This window comes from Diplocloster agilis, assembly GCF_019042275.1.
Taxonomy (GTDB): domain Bacteria; phylum Bacillota; class Clostridia; order Lachnospirales; family Lachnospiraceae; genus Diplocloster; species Diplocloster agilis.
In genome coordinates, this window is the sequence record NZ_JAHQCW010000005.1 from 105,985 (window position 1) to 126,450 (window position 20,466).

Annotated in this window: 12 protein-coding genes; 9 read left to right on the top strand and 3 right to left on the bottom strand. The window is 50.0% G+C overall.

The annotated features are described in order from the left end of the window. Window position 1 precedes the first annotated feature (1 nt). Genes KTH89_RS04780 through KTH89_RS04790 form a run of 3 tightly spaced genes read left to right on the top strand, consistent with a single transcriptional unit; the run spans window position 2 to window position 7,493 of the window. Complete coding sequence (locus KTH89_RS04780; RefSeq protein ID WP_158344793.1) at window positions 2-1,300, top strand: MFS transporter; 1,299 nt, start codon at window positions 2-4, stop codon at window positions 1,298-1,300. Window positions 1,301-1,335: 35 nt separating this feature from the next. After that, window positions 1,336-3,081 (top strand): alpha-L-rhamnosidase-related protein, encoded by a 1,746-nt coding sequence (locus KTH89_RS04785; RefSeq protein ID WP_238720886.1) that lies wholly within the window; start codon window positions 1,336-1,338, stop codon window positions 3,079-3,081. A gap of 8 nt (window positions 3,082-3,089) precedes the next feature. Then, the gene (locus tag KTH89_RS04790) at window positions 3,090-7,493 is read left to right on the top strand and encodes an MGH1-like glycoside hydrolase domain-containing protein (RefSeq protein WP_158344795.1); all 4,404 of its coding nucleotides are present in this window, start codon (window positions 3,090-3,092) and stop codon (window positions 7,491-7,493) included. 87 nt (window positions 7,494-7,580) lie between these two features. On the opposite strand, the gene KTH89_RS04795 is transcribed toward KTH89_RS04790, so the two are convergent. Continuing rightward, the gene (locus KTH89_RS04795) at window positions 7,581-10,013 is read right to left on the bottom strand and encodes a response regulator (RefSeq protein WP_158344797.1); all 2,433 of its coding nucleotides are present in this window, start codon (window positions 10,011-10,013) and stop codon (window positions 7,581-7,583) included. Window positions 10,014-10,419: 406 nt separating this feature from the next. On the opposite strand from KTH89_RS04795, the gene KTH89_RS04800 reads away from it, so the two are divergent. Further along, a complete protein-coding gene (locus KTH89_RS04800) occupies window positions 10,420-11,862 on the top strand; it encodes a GntR family transcriptional regulator (protein ID WP_238720888.1) in 1,443 nt (480 codons plus the stop codon). A gap of 66 nt (window positions 11,863-11,928) precedes the next feature. Here the strand turns inward: KTH89_RS04800 and KTH89_RS04805 are convergent, their stop codons facing one another. Both KTH89_RS04805 and KTH89_RS04810 read right to left on the bottom strand, forming a co-directional pair. Then, window positions 11,929-13,482, bottom strand: coding sequence for a response regulator transcription factor (locus KTH89_RS04805; RefSeq protein ID WP_158344802.1), 1,554 nt, complete (start codon window positions 13,480-13,482; stop codon window positions 11,929-11,931). Further along, window positions 13,476-15,359: a sensor histidine kinase gene (locus KTH89_RS04810; RefSeq protein WP_158344804.1), complete on the bottom strand. Its 1,884-nt coding sequence runs from the start codon at window positions 15,357-15,359 to the stop codon at window positions 13,476-13,478. The genes KTH89_RS04805 and KTH89_RS04810 overlap by 7 nt, the downstream gene beginning before the upstream one ends. A gap of 294 nt (window positions 15,360-15,653) precedes the next feature. Here KTH89_RS04810 and KTH89_RS04815 point away from each other — a divergent pair, with 294 nt between their 5' ends. From KTH89_RS04815 to KTH89_RS04835, 5 genes are all read left to right on the top strand, one after another. Next, window positions 15,654-16,781 (top strand): L-arabinose isomerase family protein, encoded by a 1,128-nt coding sequence (locus KTH89_RS04815; RefSeq protein WP_238720889.1) that lies wholly within the window; start codon window positions 15,654-15,656, stop codon window positions 16,779-16,781. Further along, window positions 16,771-17,160, top strand: coding sequence for a hypothetical protein (locus tag KTH89_RS04820; protein WP_238720891.1), 390 nt, complete (start codon window positions 16,771-16,773; stop codon window positions 17,158-17,160). The genes KTH89_RS04815 and KTH89_RS04820 overlap by 11 nt, the downstream gene beginning before the upstream one ends. Window positions 17,161-17,291: 131 nt before the next feature. Beyond that, window positions 17,292-18,665 (top strand): ABC transporter substrate-binding protein, encoded by a 1,374-nt coding sequence (locus KTH89_RS04825; protein ID WP_158344807.1) that lies wholly within the window; start codon window positions 17,292-17,294, stop codon window positions 18,663-18,665. A 71-nt stretch (window positions 18,666-18,736) separates the two neighbouring features. After that, entirely contained in the window at window positions 18,737-19,618 is an 882-nt protein-coding gene (locus KTH89_RS04830; protein WP_158344809.1) for a carbohydrate ABC transporter permease, read from the top strand. Next, window positions 19,618-20,439 (top strand): carbohydrate ABC transporter permease, encoded by an 822-nt coding sequence (locus KTH89_RS04835; RefSeq protein WP_158344811.1) that lies wholly within the window; start codon window positions 19,618-19,620, stop codon window positions 20,437-20,439. Before KTH89_RS04830 ends, KTH89_RS04835 begins: the two co-directional genes overlap by 1 nt. The last annotated feature ends 27 nt before the right edge of the window (window positions 20,440-20,466 follow it).

Genomic DNA, 20,466 nt, shown 5'->3' on the forward strand with positions numbered 1-20,466 from the left:
TATGAAAAGTGAGCGTCAGAAGGATGCGGGGTCATTCCGCCCGGAACAGAGACGGTTTCTCTCTTCTCAGGTAATGGCATCCGTATATAACAGCCTGGTTTCCGGGGTGCTGATGACAGGGTTTTTGCTGTATCTGGGCGTGGCGCCTTCAAAAGTAGGCGTCGTGCTGTCCATCCCCCTGCTGGCAAATATCTTCCAGTTAATGCTGGAACGGATCTGGTCGAGGCTTCCGGATTCCGGCAAGACCATTAACCGGATGGTCTTCGCAGGGAGGATGCTGATCTTGAGCATTATCATGATCCCTGTGTTCCTTCCGGGGAGAGATGTGCGGATAGCGGGCATGTTCAGCGCCCGGACCGCGATGGCGGTAGTGATCCTTACCTTTGCCTACACGATCGCCGCCAGTTCCGGTATCCGGTTGAATTACTGGATGGTAAATACGGTGGATACCCATATGCAGGGAACCTTTTTTGCCAGACGGGACCGGATCGTGGTTGCCATTACCACCGTGCTGTCTTTCGTGGGCGGGATTCTGATTGATGAATTAAGAGCGAATGATAGGGAATATATCGGATTTGCGGCGGTGTTCTTTGCGGCAGCGGTGATTGCCGCGGCGGACTATGGAATCCTTCGTAAGATTCCCTATGTGGAACTGCGCCCGGCGCAGGAAAAGCAGTCTGTTCAAAAGTACGCGGACTGCCTTCGGTCGGACCGGCAGTTCGGGAGATTCCTTTTTTATATGTTCTGGTTAAACCTGGCCATTAATATGGCAAATCCATATTATAATGCGTATATGCTGGATAAGCTGCATTTATCATTTACCCATGTAATGCTTTTGACGTCGCTGCAGGTGTTGGTGCAGATGCTGGTCGCACCCATATGGGGAAGAATCGCCAACCGGATCTGCTGGAACCGGATTCTGCTGGTTACCACGGCAGCGCTGGGTATCCAGTTTTTTATATGGCCCCTTGTGACGTCACAATCGATAGGGCTGATCCTGGTAATCTTTCTTACCAGCGGACTGATCTCCACCGGACTGGTTACCTCACAGTTTATGATTCCTTACGATTATATAAAACCGGAACAGGCTATGGCCTATCTGGGACTTGCCACTGCGGTGACCGCCTGCGGAGGGTTTATCGGGAGCTTTGCCGGTTCCGGGCTGATTTCCCGGATGGAGCGGGTGAAGCTTGTGGTCGGAGAGATGGTCTTTGGCTCTATGCAGTTTAATATGATTATTTCCGGGATTCTGATTCTGGGCTCCGTATACTATGCCCATCGGATGTTGAAGTGGAAATAAGGCGCAGTGAATGCGCCACTGGAGGAAATTTAAGTATGAAGATGAATAATGACGGTCAAAGTTTTTTTGACATGTATGGAAATAATACCCGGCCGGCCGCCGAGCAGGATGTGAGAAAACGCGTCTATCTGTGCCCCCGGAAAATATTGTGGCAGACAGAAGGGGAGGGCGCGCAGGTGGAAAACAGCAGCGCGCTGCTGCTGGACCGTTCTGTTCAGATATCTTTGGAGGCCAAGAATCCCTGCATTCTAAGAAATAACGGGAAAAGGGCCGGCGTGCTACTGGACTTTGGGATGGAAATCCATGGGGGAATTATCATATCCGCGTGGAAAGAGAGTAATGGAACGGGGACAAAAGTCAGGATCCGTTTTGGTGAATCCGCGATGGAAGCCATGAGCGATATCGGGGATGACAAGAATGCCACCAATGATCATGCCAACCGGGATATAGTCACGAATATCAGCAGTATGAGCATGACGCCGGTGGGGGAGACGGGATTCCGTTTTGTACGGCTGGACCTGCTGGAAGAACAGGCGGAGCTGGTCTTAAAAACCGTAAAAGCGGTACTGGTTATCAAGGATGTACCGTACAGAGGGAGCTTTCAATGCAGCGATGAGCTGCTGAACCGTATCTGGTATACAGGAGCGTATACGGTACATCTGAATATGCAGGACTACATCTGGGACGGGATTAAAAGGGACCGGCTTGTGTGGGTCGGGGACATGCATCCCGAGATCACTACGATACAGGCGGTATTTGGTTCTGATAAAAGCATCACCAGAAGCCTGGAGTTCGTCAAAGCGGAGACACCGCTGCCGGGATGGATGAACGGTTACCCAGCCTATTCCATGTGGTGGATTCTCATTCTCCATGATTATTTCCTGCACACCAACGACCTGGAATACTTAAAGTCCAACCGTGATTATCTGCTGGGCCTTTGCGATCAGCTCTCGGCTTCCATCGATGAAAACGGTAAAGATACCACCCCCCAGATCCGTTTCCTGGACTGGCCTTCCCATGCGGACACTGTGGTGGTGGATGCGGGGCTCCAGGCGCTGCATACGATCGCCACGAAAAAGCTTAAGCGGATCTTTCAGATCCTGGGAGAAAAAGAGTATGAACTGCGCTGCGGGGAAGACCTGGTGAAGCTTAGAAAATATCCGGCGGATTATAAAGATTCCAAACAAGCCGCCGCTCTTTTGGTCATGGCGGGACTCCTGGACGCGGATACCGCAAATGAGAAACTGCTGAAGGCGGGCGGGGCAAAGGGAATGTCTACTTTTATGGGATATTATATTTTGACCGCACGGGCAATGGCGGGGGATCTCGAGGGTTGTCTGGACTGTGTCCGGGAATACTGGGGCGGGATGCTCAATCTGGGAGCCACCACATTCTGGGAGGATTTTGATGTGGAATGGATGGAACATGCGGCTCCCATCGACAGCCTGATCAAAAATCCGGAGGAGGTAGACATTCACGGAACCTTCGGCAGATACTGTTACAAAGGGTACCGGCACAGCCTCTGCCACGGATGGGCGTCGGGCGTCACTCCCTGGCTGACAGAGAATGTTCTGGGCTTAAAAGTACTGGAGCCAGGATGCAGGCTGATTGAAGCGGAACCCAAACTGGGAGGGCTTAAATGGGTGAGAGGAAGCTTTCCCACGCCCTACGGCGAGGTCCGTCTTTCGGCGAGACAGGAAGAGGACGGTACGATACATGCCGGTGTGACCGCGCCGGATGAGGTTAAGATCCGTAAAATGCCGGGAATCTGCTGGGAATAGGAGATCATATGGACAGAATAGATCAAATGGACAGAATGGATCAAGAGTTCCGGAATCCCGGAAAGGAATATTATGCCAGGCCGTTCTGGGCCTGGAACGGAAAACTGGAGGAACAGGAGCTGTTAAGACAGATCGGCATCATGGGGGAAATGGGCTTTGGAGGCTTCTTCATGCATTCCCGCACGGGACTGGAGACAGAATACCTGGGCCGGGAATGGTTTTCCCTGATTAACCGCTGCTCGGACGCGGGAGAAAAAGACGGGCTGGAGGCCTGGCTGTATGATGAGGACCGCTGGCCCTCGGGAACCGCGGGAGGGCTGCTGACACAGGATGAGCATTACCGGGCGGGGCGGATTGAGATGAAGTTCTATCCGCCGGGTTCGGACCCGGACCGCATAAGGACGGCGGATACGGTTGCGATATTTGGCTGTGTCCTGAATCAGTATGAGTATCAGAGCGGCCGGCTGCTGCATCCAAAGGAGAAACCGGAGCAGGGAGAAACAACGGTAGCTTTTGAGATCACGGAATTCGAATGTAAAGATGTCTATAATGGCGGCACATATCTGGATACCATGAATCCGGACGCGGTGAAGGCATTCATTCGGAGCACCCACGACAAATACGGGGAATACTGCGGCAGCAGGCTGGGTAGCTCTATCCGGGGGATCTTTACGGATGAGCCTCACCGGGGACCATTGTTCACCGGATTCTCTGACGGAAAGGAATGGGCGCTGCCCTATACGCCCGGCCTGTTCGAACGTTTTTTGGAGACGTATGGCTATGACTTAAGATCCCGGCTGCCGGAGCTGTTCCTGAAGATCAAAGATGAACCGCTGTCCAAAGTAAAATGGGATTACATGGAGCTATGCCAGGAGTTATTTTTGGAAAGCTACGCGGTCCAGATCCACAGCTGGTGCCGGGAGAGAAAACTGTTGTTCACCGGGCACGTGCTGCATGAAGACTGCCTAAGCGCCCAGACCGTGATGCAGGGGTCTGTGATGCGTTTTTATGAACATATGGATGTGCCCGGTATCGATATCCTGACGGAATCCAACGAATGCTGGTGGGTGGTCAAACAGGTAGTATCGGTGGCCAGACAGATGGGTCAAAAATGGGTGCTCTCGGAACTTTACGGCGGAACCGGCTGGCAGATGAGTTTTGAAGACTACAAAAACGTCGGAGCCTGGCAGGCGCTGTTCGGAGTGAATGTCCGCTGTCCCCATCTTTCCTGGTACACCATGAAGGGGGAGGCGAAGCGTGATTACCCGGCCAGTATCCTGCATCAGTCAGGCTGGTATCGGAGTTATGCCGGTGTGGAGGATTATTTTGCCAGGCTTCACGTACTGCTGGCACAGGGAACTGCGGACTGTGAGCTGCTTGTCTTAAGCCCGGTGGAGAGCGTCTGGGCCAGGGCTTATAGTTTTGCCTTTGACGGACTCACGGCACGGGATGAGGGAATCAGGGAGCTGGAAGAAAAATATCAGTGGATCTGCGAGACACTGGTTTCGAACCGGATTGACTTTGACTACGGGGATGAGGGGCTGATGGCGGAACATGGTTCCTGCCAAAACGGGAGACTGCAGATCAATGCCGCGTCCTACCGGAAGGTGCTGGTGGCAGGACTGGATACGATCCGGAGCACGACGATGGAGCTTTTGGAGGAGTTCCGGGCGCAGGGCGGAACGGTTATTTTTGCCGGAGAGGTTCCGGGATATGTGGATGTCAGGAAATCAGACCGGGCCAGACGGCTGGCGGACCAGTCGCTTTGCCTTGCGTTTAGTGAAGACAACCTTGCGGCCGCTCTTCGGACAGAAAATCATGTGGATATCCGGGGGGAGGCCTCGGGAGATATTTTTGGCCAGGTGCGGATACTCCCGGAAGGCCGTGTAGTTGTATTGATGAACCGGAACCGGAAAAAAGATTACCGCAGGGTGCAGGTTTGCCTTGGGAGCGGGGATTACGTACAGAGCCTGGAGGCGGAGACGGGGAAGATTTTAGAGACTGAATTTACGGCTGATAAAGGAAAGCTTTACGTAACAACGGATTTTATGCGGGGAGAACTTAAAAATTATTTTATTTTTCATAGGCCGAAGACTCAGGATGAGAGTGGAAAAGGGACGCCGGAAGGTAAAAGAAGGCGGCAGGAAGAAACAGGGCCTCTGGAAGAGGTTAAGCTGCCGGAGTCATTTTCCTATGAGCTGACCGAGGAGAATATCTGCGTACTGGACAGGGTAGACATTCAGGCCGCGGAGAATCTGAGGATCTTTGACCAGGAAGTTTTAAAAGCAGACAGATGGCTTCGGGATCTGTTTCAGATGCCTTATCGGGGCGGAGAAATGATTCAGCCCTGGTTTCAGGAGAAAAACGGATCAGCATCCGGCCGCGCGGTTCACCCGGTTGTCCTTCGGTACGCGGTGGATTGCGAGAAAGTGCCGGCGGATCTGACGCTGGTTGTGGAAGAACTGGATCAAATAAAAGAAATCCGGTTCAATGATACGGTCCTGGACCTGAACAGCCGCGGGAAATGGATCGACATCTGTTTTGAAAAAATAGCCGTCCCTGCGCATGCGGTGAGAATAGGACGGAATATTATCCGGATCGATCGGTACTACGGAGCAGGCTCCGGCATCGAAGCCGTATATCTGCTGGGCGCGTTCGGCGTCTATTTAAGAGAGGGTACACCAGTGGTGCTGGGTGAACTCCCACAAGAGCTGAAACCCGGGGACATAGTTACCCAGGGGCTGCCTTTTTATTCCGGTGGGGTGCTCTATCGGATTCCAAATCTTATCGGGGAGCGCGTCAGGATAGACGGCCCGGTATTTGAAGGGGCCTGCCTCGTGTATGAGGGAAAAGAGACGCAGCTTGCGGCCTGGCCTCCATATGACAGAACGGTAGAGGATTTGACCGGGATACGGGTGGAATTGACGAGGCGGAATACATTCGGACCCCTGCATCGGCTGCCCGGCAGAGCGTATGCCTACGGCCCGGAAACATTTTTGACGGAGGGCCGGGAGTGGCAGGACGGCTACGTGCTGCTGCCGCAGGGATTGATGGAAATACCGCGCGTATGGCGTATAGCACGGCAGGATACGGACAAATTTACGAATAGACCAGGTAGAGTAAAGGATGGATCAGACAGAGTAAAGGGTGGATCAGACAGAGTAAAGGGTGGATCAGACAGAGTAAAGGGTGGATCAGACAGAACAGGTGTATCAAATAAAACAAAGGATGAACAGGCGGTGAAGCAGATGCAGCAAACAATGATGGAAAAGATAGCGTCCGGTCTGACTGAAAAAGAGCGCGTGCGGATTGAGGAGCTGATGGAAAACGGCCTGGCGGTAAATGAGGAAACAAAACTTCCATATTATACAGGCTATAAAAACACTACGTTATATGACTGGGATCAGTATTTTGAAGGAATCGTACAGCTGTATATGGGGAAAGATACGGTGCGCATGAGAAATGCGGTCCTGGTCTATTTAGCCTTCCAGCAGAAGGATGGATTCACTAAGAGGGCGATACAAAACGGTTATTCCGGGGAAGAGGATTTTGAAATGGTGAAACCGTTCCTGTCCCAGATTACGCTGTTATGTCTGCGCCAAGACGGACATTTGGACTGGCTGGAGGAAGTGAATTTCAGGAAACTGCAAAGATCTCTGGATTATTGGCTGTATGCCAGGGACCCGGATAAAAACAATCTCTCCTACTGGAGAAGTTCTGTGGAAACCGGTATGGACGATCAGCACGAGCGGGCCGGTATATGGCGGTCTGATTACTGTGAAGGGGTGGATCTGAACTGCTACCTCTACAGGGAATGTCTGGCATTCGCAAAAATCTGCGTATTTTATGGGGATCAAGATACAGCTGAGAAATACCGGACGGCAGCGAATAGCAGAAAAACAGCGGTGCTTTCGCTGTGGGATAAAGAAGACGGCTACTTTTATGACCGGGATATGCGGTCGGGCGAAGCGATCCGGGTCAAATCCATATCCGGGCTGCTGCCATTGTGGGCCGGGATCGCGGACAAAGAGCAGGCGGGCCGGCTGGTTACGGAACATATTCTGAACACGGAAGAATTCTGGCGGCCTTATCCGCTGCCGGCCTTAGCGGCCTCTGAGCCTGGCTATAGTCCGGTTCACCTGGACGGGGATATCGGCTGCAACTGGCGGGCAGATACCTGGGTGCCGACAAACTACATGGTTATGCACGGCCTGATGACATATGGGTACCCGGATATCGCGTTGACGCTTGCAGAGCGGACGCGGGAATTAATAGAAAGATCCGGCGACCGGGAATACTATATAACCGAGACCGGCGAAGGAACGGGACTGGACCCATTCTGGGGATGGTCTTTGCTGGGATATTTTATGACGGAAGAATGTAGGAACGGGTATGATCCGACGGAAATCTGAATGTCGGGGATCATATAAAAGAAACGAAGAAAAGAGAGATTCTGACGGTGGTAAGCAGTCAGAATCTCTCTTTTGTAGACAAGATATTTACGCCGGATAGTTGCGGCTATGGATTGGTTCTTTCAAACATTGCCCCAGCGTCCGGTACAGTTCTTCCACATCGATTGGCTTTGCCACATGGGCGTCCATGCCCGCGGCTAACGCCGCATCCACATCCTCCCGAAAAGCGTTGGCGGTCATGGCGATAATAGGGATACTGCGGGCATTGGAACAGGCGCTGTGGCGGATTGTCTTGGACGCATGGTAGCCGTCCATCTCCGGCATCTGGATATCCATCAGGATCGCGTCGCAGGTTCTGCCGTCAGGGCCAAGAAACCAATCGACCGCCTCCCTGCCGGTATGGGCAGAGTACACCTGCGCGCCTGCCATGTTCAGTATCTCCACGGCTATTTCAAGATTCAGGTCATTGTCCTCGGCAACAAGGATTTTTCTCCCGGCCAGCGCATTCGTTTTCGTCAGGGTATGAGGTTTGGGAAGCGGCGTCCCGATCTCGGTCGCGGTCATCAAAGCGTTATAAAGGGATGACGCGAACAAAGGCTTCGAAAGGAAGAAATTGGCGCCGGCCTCCCGGGCGGACGTTTCGATTTCACTGTAATCATAAGCCGTAAGAATAATGATGAGAGTATCCGATCCGACGATCTTCCTAATCCGGCGGGTGGTCTCCACGCCGTCCATCCCCGGCATCTGCCAGTCAATGAAGCAGATATCATAGCTTTCCCCGGCGTCATAAGTCTGCCGGATCTCCGCCACCGCTGCCTGACCGCTTTGCACCCATTTGGGCTTGATGCCGAATTTGTCCAGCAGCAAAGCGGCGTAGGTACCGTCATCGGGATCGTTATCGCTGACCAGAACCCGCAGGGTACCCATGGCGGGGTAAGTCGGAGGCTGCTGTCTTTGGGATAAAGCAAAGGGCAGCTCCACCGTAAAGGTGGTACCTGTACCCAGCACACTTTTCACAGAGATGGTGCCGCCCAGCAGGCCGACCAGGTTTTTCGTGATCGGCATCCCAAGGCCTGTGCCGCCGATGGTGTTCTCCTGTTCAAACGGCTGATAGAGGCGCTCTAAAAATTCTTCGCTCATGCCCCGGCCCGTGTCGCTGACGATAAAGGCCAGCTTGATACCGCGGTCGTGCCTTTCCAGCTTTTTCACCTCCAGCTGTACTTTTCCTTGTTCCGGCGTAAATTTCACCGCGTTGGACAGAAGATTGATCAGGATCTGGTTGATCCGCATGGAATCACCCAGCAGTTCTTCCTCCGCCATATCCTGCACAGACACTTTGAAGTCTAGTCCCCCGGCAGCGGCCTGTGGGTAGATGATCGTGGAGACGGAATCCAGCACCTGTTTCAGATAAAAAGGAGCCTGATTGACGGTCAGCTTGCCGTCCTCGATCTTAGACATATCCAAAATATCGTTGATAAGAGCCAGCAGATGCTTGGAAGAGAAACTGATCTTCTCCAGGCAGTCCTCCATGCGGGCGCGGTCATCCAGATGCGCCGCGGCAATGGTCGTCATGCCGATGATGGCGTTCATCGGCGTGCGGATCTCGTGGGACATCCGGGACAGAAAATCCCGTTTGGCGGCGTTGGCTTTCTGCGCACTGGTCAGGGCATCCTGGAGCTGCTGTTTCTGCTCCTCCAGTTTATCCTGCATCTGGCGCAGTTCCGTTAAATCCGTCACGTCAATATAGGTCAGCAGATAGACCGGAGCCCCGTCGATCCAGTCCACACAGTCGCCGTTGGCCTGCATAAAGAGAGCCTTTCCGTCCCGGTTTTCAAGCCTTGCCAGAAACCGGACATGCTCCCCCTTTTTTATCTGTTCTATCTGTGGAATGATCGAATCCTTATTGGCCTCCACATTCATACGAAAGAGGGGATCATCCGAATGCCTGGGCTGCGTATAGCCAAAAAAATCGGTAAACTGCTTGTTCGCTTCCAGAAGCTCTATGTGGAGGTAATCCCGGAACAGGTATTTCGCAACAAAGCCGGGGATATTGTTATAAGTAATGGACTGGGCCTGCTGCATCTTAACGGTGCTATCGATGTTAACCAATACGGAATAGGCGATCGGATAACCGTTGTAGATATTCTTGGTGATCACACCGAGCAGCTGCACCCACACATGGCCGCCGCCCTTAACCGGCATCCGGGTAGTCAGGCTGTATTCCGTTTTGCCCTTGTCAATGGCATCCAGAACGACTTCCTGGATTTTGTGCAGCTCCTCCTCGTAATGATGATACGGATAATAGAGGTCGGGACGGTTTTGAAACAACGCCTCATACTCCTCTTTCGGATAGCGGATAAGCTCATAGTAAAAGGGATTACTCCAGATTGCGGTGAAATGTTCATCCAAAATATGCTTGCTGACGCTCACCTGCATAGTGTTCATCAGCAGCTCATAATCCTCAGAAACATCACCGCCGGTAAGTTCCACTCCATATTTGTTCTCTAACGGTTGCGCCATATGCGGCCTCCTTTTTTGAAATCTCCCCAAGGCCTCATGCCAGCGACATAGGCAAAAGCTTTTAAAAGGAAATCGATATTTTCCACTCCTTACTCACATACCAATAAAGTATATCATAAAGTATAGCAAAACAGGATACAAATAGCAACTGTTTCGAGCCTCTGAACCTGGCTTTCCGATTCCACTTAGCGGGTGCCAGCGCAAGCCCTCGCGCTCCCCGGGAGACACAAAAGTCCCCGTCCGCCGGGAGCGTCCCCGAATACCGCAGCAGCAGCCGGCCCAAAGCAGAGCGCATACCAAACCCGTGGAAGATCCTCCTTCCCACCTACAAAAAAGTAGTTGGGTATGGTATAATTTCCTTGATTTTTAAATATAGGGAGGGATTATATTGTCAAATGGGAGGGAGTTGCAGCAAATTATATATGAGCTGTTGAAGACGCAGATCGAGTTCGGGATGCACCGCTGCGGGGATTCTCTTCCTACGATCAAGGAAGCGAGCCTCTATTTCTTAGCTTCGGTCGATACCGTGCGTCTTGCATACCTGCGGCTGAAAGAAGAAGGATATATAACGCTGAGAACCTGCGTGGGAGCCACGGTAAAGATACGGTTCACGGATGAGGAAATCAGGGAGAATTATAGACATTACTTTTCCAGCCGCAGGGAATCTATGCTGGTATTTTCGCAGTCGGCAGGGATGCTGGCAAATTTTGTGCAGTGGTTTGCGTTAAAGACCGCCACCGGGGAGAACCTGGACGAGCTGGAATGGCTTGCCATACATAAAGAAATATCACCAATTTACAGAATGTCCAGGCAGATACAGCTGCTTTACAGTCCTCTGGGCAACGATTTGATTCTGCGGCTTTTCTGGCAGATGTTTCTGTTCTTTCAAGCGCCTCTGGTCAGCATCCGTCAGAATTTGCAGCAAATAAACACTTCCGACAGCCCTCTTCTTGATATGATCCGGGACGTTCGGGAAAAAGATTTCGATGCGCTCTGGGATGACGGACTTATGACCGCTAAGAGTTATTCGGACGGCCTGCTCAAATTTTATGAGGAAAATATTCCTGAAGATAACGGCTGTAAGCAAATTGGTTTTAGCTGGAGTATTTATAAAAAAGCTTCCCAGATCTGTTATTCGCTTTGTATGGAAATATTGATGGCGATCCAGGCCGGGGTATATCCTGTCGGAAGCTACCTGCCCCCGCCCCAGACCTTTGCCCGGGAAAAACAGATCAGCCTCAATACCGTCCGCCGCGCTATAGCGCTGCTCAATAAGTTCGGCGCCACCCAGTCCGTAAACGGAGTGGGAACCAGGGTGCTGCCGCCTTTGGACGGCGCTGTGAATTGCGACTTCACGGACCCTATGATTCAAAAGCGGCTGCTGGAGTTCCTGCAAAGCCTTCATATTTTAGCTTTCACCTGCCGTGACTGCGCCCGAACCACCATAGATTCCCTCAGCGTAAGCTTACGGGAGCAGTGGCTCCAAAAGATGGAGAGGGTACGACAATCCGATCTCTATGACGCGGTCATCTATATCAGTAATGAAATGATATGCCTGCACGCTCCTTATCCGGTGATCCGCACGGTGTATGCCGAGCTGAACCGCCAGCTTTTCTGGGGATTTCCGCTGCGGAATCTGCATGGGGACAGAGAGCAGACCAACCTCTATTTTCTTCCTAATCTGGAGTTGTTAATTGACGCGCTGGCACGTGCAGACGCAGTCGGCTTCTCCGCCTGCCTGGAAGAATTACTGATTGCAGAGACCGGTTTTGTGGCGCGATTTTTAAGCGGCCTTGGTATAAAAGAAGCGGCAGAACTTGTCCTTCCATCCAGAGTTGGTTCTTTCTAGAATAATAATTTTGCCGTATCCTCCTCCTGGCTGACATCAATGCTTTGGCAACTAGGGTACTTTTGCTTAAAGAGATTCCGAACGGTAATCAGACGGGCTTTTGCCAACACTCAATTTGAATACACGGCTGAAGTAGAACGGGTCTTCATAACCGATGGCATCGGAAATGTCTTTCAGAGTAACCGGAGGTTGAATAAGCAAAAGCTCTTTTGCCTTCTCAATTCTAAGCTGTGTCAGATACGTGCTGGGCGGCATACCGATCTGTTTCTTGAACGTATTGCTCAGCTGGGATGAGACCATACCGAACTGTTCCGCCAACTGCTGGATAGAGATCTGTTTGGCATAGTTTTTTTTCAGATAACGTTCCACGTCCTGGATGGTGGAAAATAAAGGTTCCTCGTTATGGCGTATCTCTTTTTGGGAGTGAAACAGATCTGAGAAAAGGAGCTCCACTCCCTCGTAAAGGACATCATAATCGGAAGTGTTGCTGATCAGCTCGTCCAGCTCCAGATATTTCTCCTGTATACGGCCCTGAAGTTTCTCTGAGGAGACCTGGGATACAAGATGGATGATGTTTTTCAGGAGCCTTTCCAGATCCAACTGGGTAGTTGACTTTTCTTTGCACTCATCCAGTAAACATCTTATTTCCTTCAGAAATCTCTGAAGCTGATGATTTCGGGCATACAGGGACAGGCTGTTTTCATAAGGCGTCAGGGAGATGCATCCGGTTTCCAGATGAGCGCCGGTTTGCCCCGTATCGTACTGGACCTGAGAAACGCCATATATGATATGCTGCCTTAAGTATAATCTGGACAGCGGCAGCAGGCAGACCAGGTCATTGATATTATCGGTACAGCGTCCATAGATTGTAGTGATCGTTTCACCATGCCCGGAAAGGTCACGGTGCAGCCGGACCGCCAGCTCATCCATCTGATCTGCGGTGAGTTCCGGCGAAGCGATCACCAGCACCTTCTCAGACCCCTCCGCCCCATCCAGCATCCAGTGAGAGAGGACAGAGGGCAGCAGAGTGTTTAAACGGGACTCAAAGCTGCCGGTGAGCCAGAATTTTTTAGATTGTGTGATCCAGTTTGTCGGAAAAATACAGTAGGAGCCGGCACAGAACAGAAAATAGGAGTATTTCATTTTAACAAAGTGTCTGGATAGGTCAGTCTTGGCCAGATTCGGTGTATCCCCACGTGTGACGATGACCCTTTGCAAAAGTTCTGTCTGCTGCCGGTGCTCTTTGTCATTCCATTTTTCATAGAGATTAGTGAGAAGTTCCTCCAGAATCTCATAGGAAAGAGGCTTCAACAGATATTCGAAGGTCCCAAGCCGGATGGCCTTTTTTGCATACTCGAATTCTTCATATCCGCTTAGAATGACCGTGATCGGATCCAGCCCCCGTTTTTTTAACTCCCCTATCAGCGTCAGACCATCCATAAAGGGCATACGGATATCGGTAAATAAAATATCCGGCCGAAGTTCTTCAATCAGAGATAGGGCATCCCTTCCGTTTAATGCCTCACCGACTACTGAAAAACCCGGATGTGAATTTACAATCATCTGTTTGATAGTGCGCAGCAGAAACGGTTCATCCTCCACCACAAATACCTTTAACATATCTTTCCCTCCCCACAAGGATCCACAGATCCTCCAATGATCACCACCGCTCCGCCTTGGGTGCTGTTACTGACATCAAATATAGCATTATGCTGATCATACATTTTCAGGCGTATATAGATATTAAGAAGTCCAAGGCCCCCCATTTCCAACTGCATAGGAACATCACCTGCTATGATATTGTCGCGGTAGTGATGAAGTTCTTCTTTCAGATGGTCCATATAATTTTGTGCGAACCCGGAGCCGTTGTCCGACACGGTGATTTTCCAGCATCCGTGTTCGATCCGGCCCACCACCGATACCTTCCAGGGGGGTTCCGTATCCTGAAATCCATGATTGATACTATTCTCGATGATGGGTTGCAGGATTAGTTTCGGTACGGAGATCTCAAGCATATCTGAAGCAATGTCAAAATAAAATTCCAGCAAATCCTGGTAGCGCCATTTCGTCAAATTGAGATAATTCTGCGCGTGTTTTAACTCATCTTTCAGAGTTATGTGCGTATTCTTGTAGGAAGCAGTGTACCGGAGCATGTCGGACAACTGGGCGCACATGGTTACAATCTGCCGGTTGTCGATCTCCACGCCAACGGAACTGATCGCCATCAGGGAATTGAATAAAAAATGGGGGTTCATCTGTGCCTGCAGAGCCAGAAGCTGTGCATGGCTTTCGCTGATACGGGCCTGCAACGTCTGTTTGACAGACTCATTTAACCGTTCCAGGGTATCGTGAAATGCCTGGTTTAACAGGATGATTTCATTGTTCTCCCCCCGGTTATCGATATCCAGGGAAAAATTGTCTATCGAGACTTTGCTGAGTGAATTGCGCAGCTCACGGATCGGCATCGTGAGCGATTTGGTAATCGCTGAGGTTAACAGCAGAGTAATGAGAATAAGCAGCCCCCCGGCGATACAGATCAGACGCTGAAACGTATAGACAGGTTTCATAAAATCGGCCCTGGGCAGCGCTGTTACCACGGTCCATCCGGTGTATGAGGAAGAAGTAAAGTTTACCAGTTCATCTATATCCGTAACCGGGTTTCGTACGATACTTCCCGGAACCATCTCACTATCCCGGACCAGGTTTTTAAAATGCAAAATCTCTTCTGCATTTGCATCGATAGGATAAATCAGGTCGTTGTTTTGATTCAGTACGATCACTTTAAAATTTGTTATATCATCTACCCCGCAGATGTCCTCGATTTTACGATAAGACTGCTGCACCTCCACCACACCCAAGGTTTCCCCCGTCTGGTAAGAACGTAGGGCTGATTCTCCCGAATCCGACGGAAAGGATGACATGGTGGCGTTAATAGTCCTGGCCACTGAGATCACCATGCCGGAATCTGTTTCTTTGAGCCACTCATCCATGTGGGGTGTCCGTATCAGGCATTTTCCGTCCAACTGTAACACCTCATGGATCCATTCCCCCTTAAGCCCTTCCTGAATAGAGGTTGAATTCTCCACCACGGATCCCACGGAGAGAAAGTTGCAGCCATTGTTAAAGACGGATACCCTTCGGCTGATGTCTTTGGGGCTGTTGATCGACATGAGAGTTTCCTGAACACGGAACTTTGACGGCCGGTTCTCATCAAAATAATTGCCCTCAGTGCTTTTATACTGCAGGGCATCGTACATAATATCCTGAATCTGCTTGCTGAAGACTACCTGGGCGGTCACCTGATCTAATTCCTTTACAGTACTGTCCAGCTGAGAAGTGATATTTGCCATCCGCTGCTGCATATTCGTGTCTTCCTTCTCCTTGAGCATCCTGCTGACATACACAAAAGAAAATACCATTATCAGTATGATTACAAGAATAATCAGTATGGAATAATAGACGAACATCTTTTTTTGAAAACTGTTCCTGCGTGACATCTGGGTTACCCTGCCCTCTCTTAATCTCCTGCGTAATAATATAAAAAATCCATACAAATTGCATGTACATAAAAAGAATATAAAAAAATTGTATGTCCCGGGATAGGATCTTGTCAAGTATCTTTGCAGTTAAAAAAATCCATGGCCGGAAAAAAATCAGTCCATTCCATACGAACAGCAGAATGGATATAATCAGTATATTAAATATACTGGTACACACAAATGACCAGAATTGAGAAGGAGTGATAGGATTCAACCATTTACAAAAAACAGAACAGCAGGAGGATATGTAAATTGGAAAAATTGAAACAAACAAAACCGGCAAGAATCGGAATCTATACGATGGGATTAAAACATTATTGGGACCAGTTTCCGGGGCTTCGGGAACGAGTGGTCGAATATGCGGAATTTATCGCTGATAAGGTCCGCGAAATCAACGGTACCCGGGTTTTCTTCTACGGTCTGGTGGATTGTGCTAAGCGGGGAGTGGAGGCAGGAGAATACTTTAATACACATAACGTAGATCTTATATTTGCTCATGCCGGCACCTATATAGATAGCGCTTCCATTCTGCCGGTTCATCAGATTTGCAAAGCTGCGGTCGTCATTTTGAACCTGCAGCCCACCGCTAAAATCAACTATGCCAGAACAACTACCGGCGAGTGGCTGGCCCACTGTGGGGCATGTCCGGTACCGGAGATATCGAATGCCTTCAATCGCTCTGGTATCGACTGCCACATTATCAATGGGCTGTTGGGCCTTAATTATACTCCTGAGATCTCCCTGACCGATGAGAACACGGCTTCACGCCCGGAAGCAGTCAGGGCCTTCAAACAGATCGAGGAGTGGGTGCTTGCCGCCAGTGTGAAAAGTGGACTTGCCAATGCAAGGTTTGGTTTCCTGGGAAATACGTACAATGGGATGCTGGACATGTACAGTGATTTCACCATGTTTCAGGGACAGACAGGAGCTCACCTGGAAGTATTGGAGATGTGTGATCTGAACCGTATGCTGGAAACCGTAACCGATCAGGAAGTGGAAGCCAAGAAAGAGGAAATCGCCGAATTTTTCATCATCAGCGAAGATTCTCCCTCAGATCCTTTGGCTAAAAAACCTACACCAGAACAGCTGGAATGGACAGCGAAGGTGGCTGCAGCTCAGGAAAAGCTGGTGAAAGAATACGACCTGGACGCTCTGACCTACTACTATCATGGAACGCGCGGCGGATACTATGAAAAAATACAGGGCGGTTTTATCGTAGGCCACTCTCTGCTCACCGCAAAAGGAATTCCCTGTGCCGGGGAAGGAGACTTAAAGACCTGTCTGGCCATGAAAATCTGTGATATTGTAAACAGGGGCGGCAGTTTCTGCGAGATCGTCGTCACCGATTATGAGGACGGTACAAATACTATTGGGTCATGACGGTCCTTTCCATCTGGCCATCGCCAACGGCAAGCCCATTCTGCGGGGCATGGGTCTGTACCATGGCAAACAGGGAACCGGAGTTTCCGTCGAGGCGAAAGTAAAGGCCGGAGATATTACCAATCTGGGCTGTACCCAGACCATAGATGGAAAGCTTAAGTTTATCATTACGGAAGCAGAGGCCACCAACGGTAGCATCATGACGATAGGGAATACCCAGACTCCGGTAAGATTCCACAAAGATCCGGATGCGTATATGGACGAATGGTTCGCCCAGGCGCCGACTCATCACTTCGCCATGAGTGTGGGCCATAACGCCTCTCTTTTCGAAAAAATCGCGGTATTGTTAGAAATTCCGGCTGTAGTACTGGACCGGTAAATGAGTAAAAATAATCCATGTCCTCAAAAAAATCAGTCCATTCCATACGGATGACAGATCGAATATAATCAGTATAACAAATTCACTGGCAAACACACAGACGGCCAGAATTGAGAAGGAGGAATATTTTCATGAAAACAAAGAAACATTTACGCATGGTATCGCTGCTGATGACGCTCGTGCTCACTATGGCACTGGTTCTGACCGGATGCGGCTCCAAGACTGAAGAACAACCAGCCGCAGCGCCTGAAGGCGATACAGAGCAGACGGTTGCCCCGGCCGAAACGGCAGCTTCCCAGGGCAAGAGTGATTCCCCGGTGACCCTGACATTCTCCACATTCAACCAGTGGTACAATGACGGGCTCAAAGCCAGCATCGCAAAATACGAAGAGATCTCCGGAAACAAAGTGGAAGTCCAGGTCTACCCGGATGACCAGTTCACGAACCTGATCATGACCAAGATGGCAACCGGCGATGTGCCGGATATTATCGGGATACATCCCAATACCACCATGTGGCCGGCCCTGATCGACAAGGTAGAGCCTCTGGAAGGGGAGTGGGCCGACAAACTGTTACCCTCCACCAAGGCCAATGTAGTTCGGGAGAGTGACGGCAAAGTGGTATCCGCGCCTTACGGCGCCTGCTCAAGCCTGGGGGCGACCTACAACAAGAAAGTATTTGAAGATGCAGGGATCCAGCTGCCGCTCAAGAGCTATGATGAACTTCTGGATGCCTGCGAAAAGTTAAAGCAAAACGGAGTTACCCCTATTTATATGCCCAATAAAGATAACTGGACTGCTCAGATTTTCATGCTTTGCAGCTTGAACTCCGTATTCGAGAAGGACAGCACTTTGGGCGAAAAGATTATGGCCAATGAGATCAAACCTTCTCAGGTGCCTGAAATCGTAGATTTATGCAAACGCCTGGTAGAACTCAAGGATAAGGGTTACATGAATGACGATCTGAATTCTGCAACCTTTGACATGGGTATTGCAGCCGTGGCTAACGGTGAAGCCGGCATGTTCCTGGATGGTGACTGGGGGTATGCGGACTATGAGAAAGACTATGCAGATCAGCTATCTAACATTGGTTTCATGCCGATCACGCTGGCTGACGACTACATCTTTGCGGACATCGGCTCCTCTGGCTACGGTCTGTGGGTTCCTACCGACGCGGCTCACAAGGAGGCGGCGCTGGAATTCGTCGACATCTTCATGAGCGAAGAAGTTCTGCAGGTGATGTATGAGAAGATTCCCGGTATCTGTCCCATTGAAGGATATGATGTCAACATGAGTTCCTGGAATGAAGAAATGTTAAAATATGCCGAGACACTCCCTACACAGGACGACTTCAAGGGAAGTTACCTGCCCGGATTTAATGTGGGTAACTTCAGTAACTATATTCAGGCCATGCTGGCCGGCCAATCGGTAGAGCAGGCACTTGATGACTGGTATAACGATTACGCACAGTTAAATAAAGCCAGTAAAACGCCGGGTTTTGAATAATTGTTGTATTGACGGAATGGGGCTGTCGCCCTTACGCGACAGCCCTGTTTTTGAAAGGAGATCTCATATAAATGAGTAGAAAAAAGATCTATTCAAAATGGTTTGCCGCTCCGGCCCTGATTTTCTTTTCCCTGTTTTTTATCCTGCCGAACCTGTTTGGGTTAGTGTTTGCGTTTACGGACTGGTCCATCTTCTATGTGGGATTCGATCAGGTGAATTTTATTGGACTGGACAATTTTAAGCAGCTTTTTAGCGAGAGGCTGTTACTGAAAGCAGCAGGGAATACCTTTTATTTTGCTATCGTAACGGTAGTGTTCAAGAATGTGATTGGTCTGGCCCTGGCTTTGCTGGTAAACAGGCCGTTCAAGACTAAGAATTATCTGCGCAGTGTATTCTTTCTGCCTTCCATCCTGAGTACTATGGTGGTCGCGATTGTATTCTCCGCCATCTATAATCCACAGTCCGGGATCTTAAATGGGTTCCTGAATAACGTGGGGCTGGGCTTTTTGGCTCAGGAGTGGCTTACTAATCCAAAGATCGCCATGACATCGATCTGCGCGATGGAAATCTGGCAGGGAACAGGGCTTACGATGCTTATCTATCTGGCGGGACTTCAGACGGTTCCCAAGGAGTATTATGAATCTGCAGATCTGGATGGGACTACCGGATTCCAGAAGTTTCGCTATATCACAGTCCCTCTGATCCTCCCCACCTTCACGGTAAATATAACACTGACGCTTATAAACGGCTTGAAAGTATTTGGCCAGGTCTATGCCCTTACCTCCGGCGGACCGGCGGATGCCACACAGGTATTTCAGACCTTTGTATACAAATATTTCAGCCAGGGGCTTCTGGGTTATTCCTCAGCAGCGGGCTTGGTGTTCACGGTGGTCATCATGGTGGTTAGCCTGACGCTGACCTCAGTTATGAGAAAGAAGGAGGTGTCATACTGATGAGTCCCAAGAAAAGATTCCAAAAGCTTCTGCTGGAAATCGGGGCCGTCGTCCTCAGCCTGATCTATATTATCCCGGCCTGGATGGTGCTGGTGAACTCCTTCAAAGAAAAGAAGGAAGCGAATAAGTTCGACCTGGGGCTGCCAAAAGAGTTCCATTTTGAAAATTACTTGAGAGTGTTTCAAGAAGGGAATATCATGCGGTCGCTCTTCAACGGTTTGCTGATCGCTACGGTTGGCGTGGTAGCGGTGATTCTCATTTCCTCACTGGCCGCTTTTTATATCGCCCGGGCGAAAAACAGAATGGCTAATGGATTTTATATGTATTTTATATCAGGCATGCTTATACCCGTGGCTATGATACCCACCTATATTATCCTGCTGCTATTGAAACTGAACAATACATATATCGGCCTGATTTTTATGTTTATCACCTACTGTATTCCGGTGAGCATCTTTTTGTACACTGGGTTTATGAAGAGCATTCCGGAGGAGATCGATGAAGCGGCTATTATGGATGGGTGCCGGGGTCCTCAGCTGTTTTTTCGCGTGATTTTTCCGCTGTTAAAGTCGGTAACGGTGACGGTTTTCGTTATCAATTTTATGGGAATCTGGAACGATGTGAATACCCAGCTCTTCTTTGCATCCGGTGATAAATGGACCATGCCCATGACAGTATATCGGTTCTATGGGATCTACTTATCTGACTGGAACCTGGTGTTTGCTGATGTGGTTGTCACGGTGCTGCCTGTCTTTATCGTGTATATGTTTGCCCAGAACCAGATGGTGGAAGGAATGACAGCCGGCGCAGTAAAAGGGTGAGTAATAATTTAAAACGGCAAGGATTAG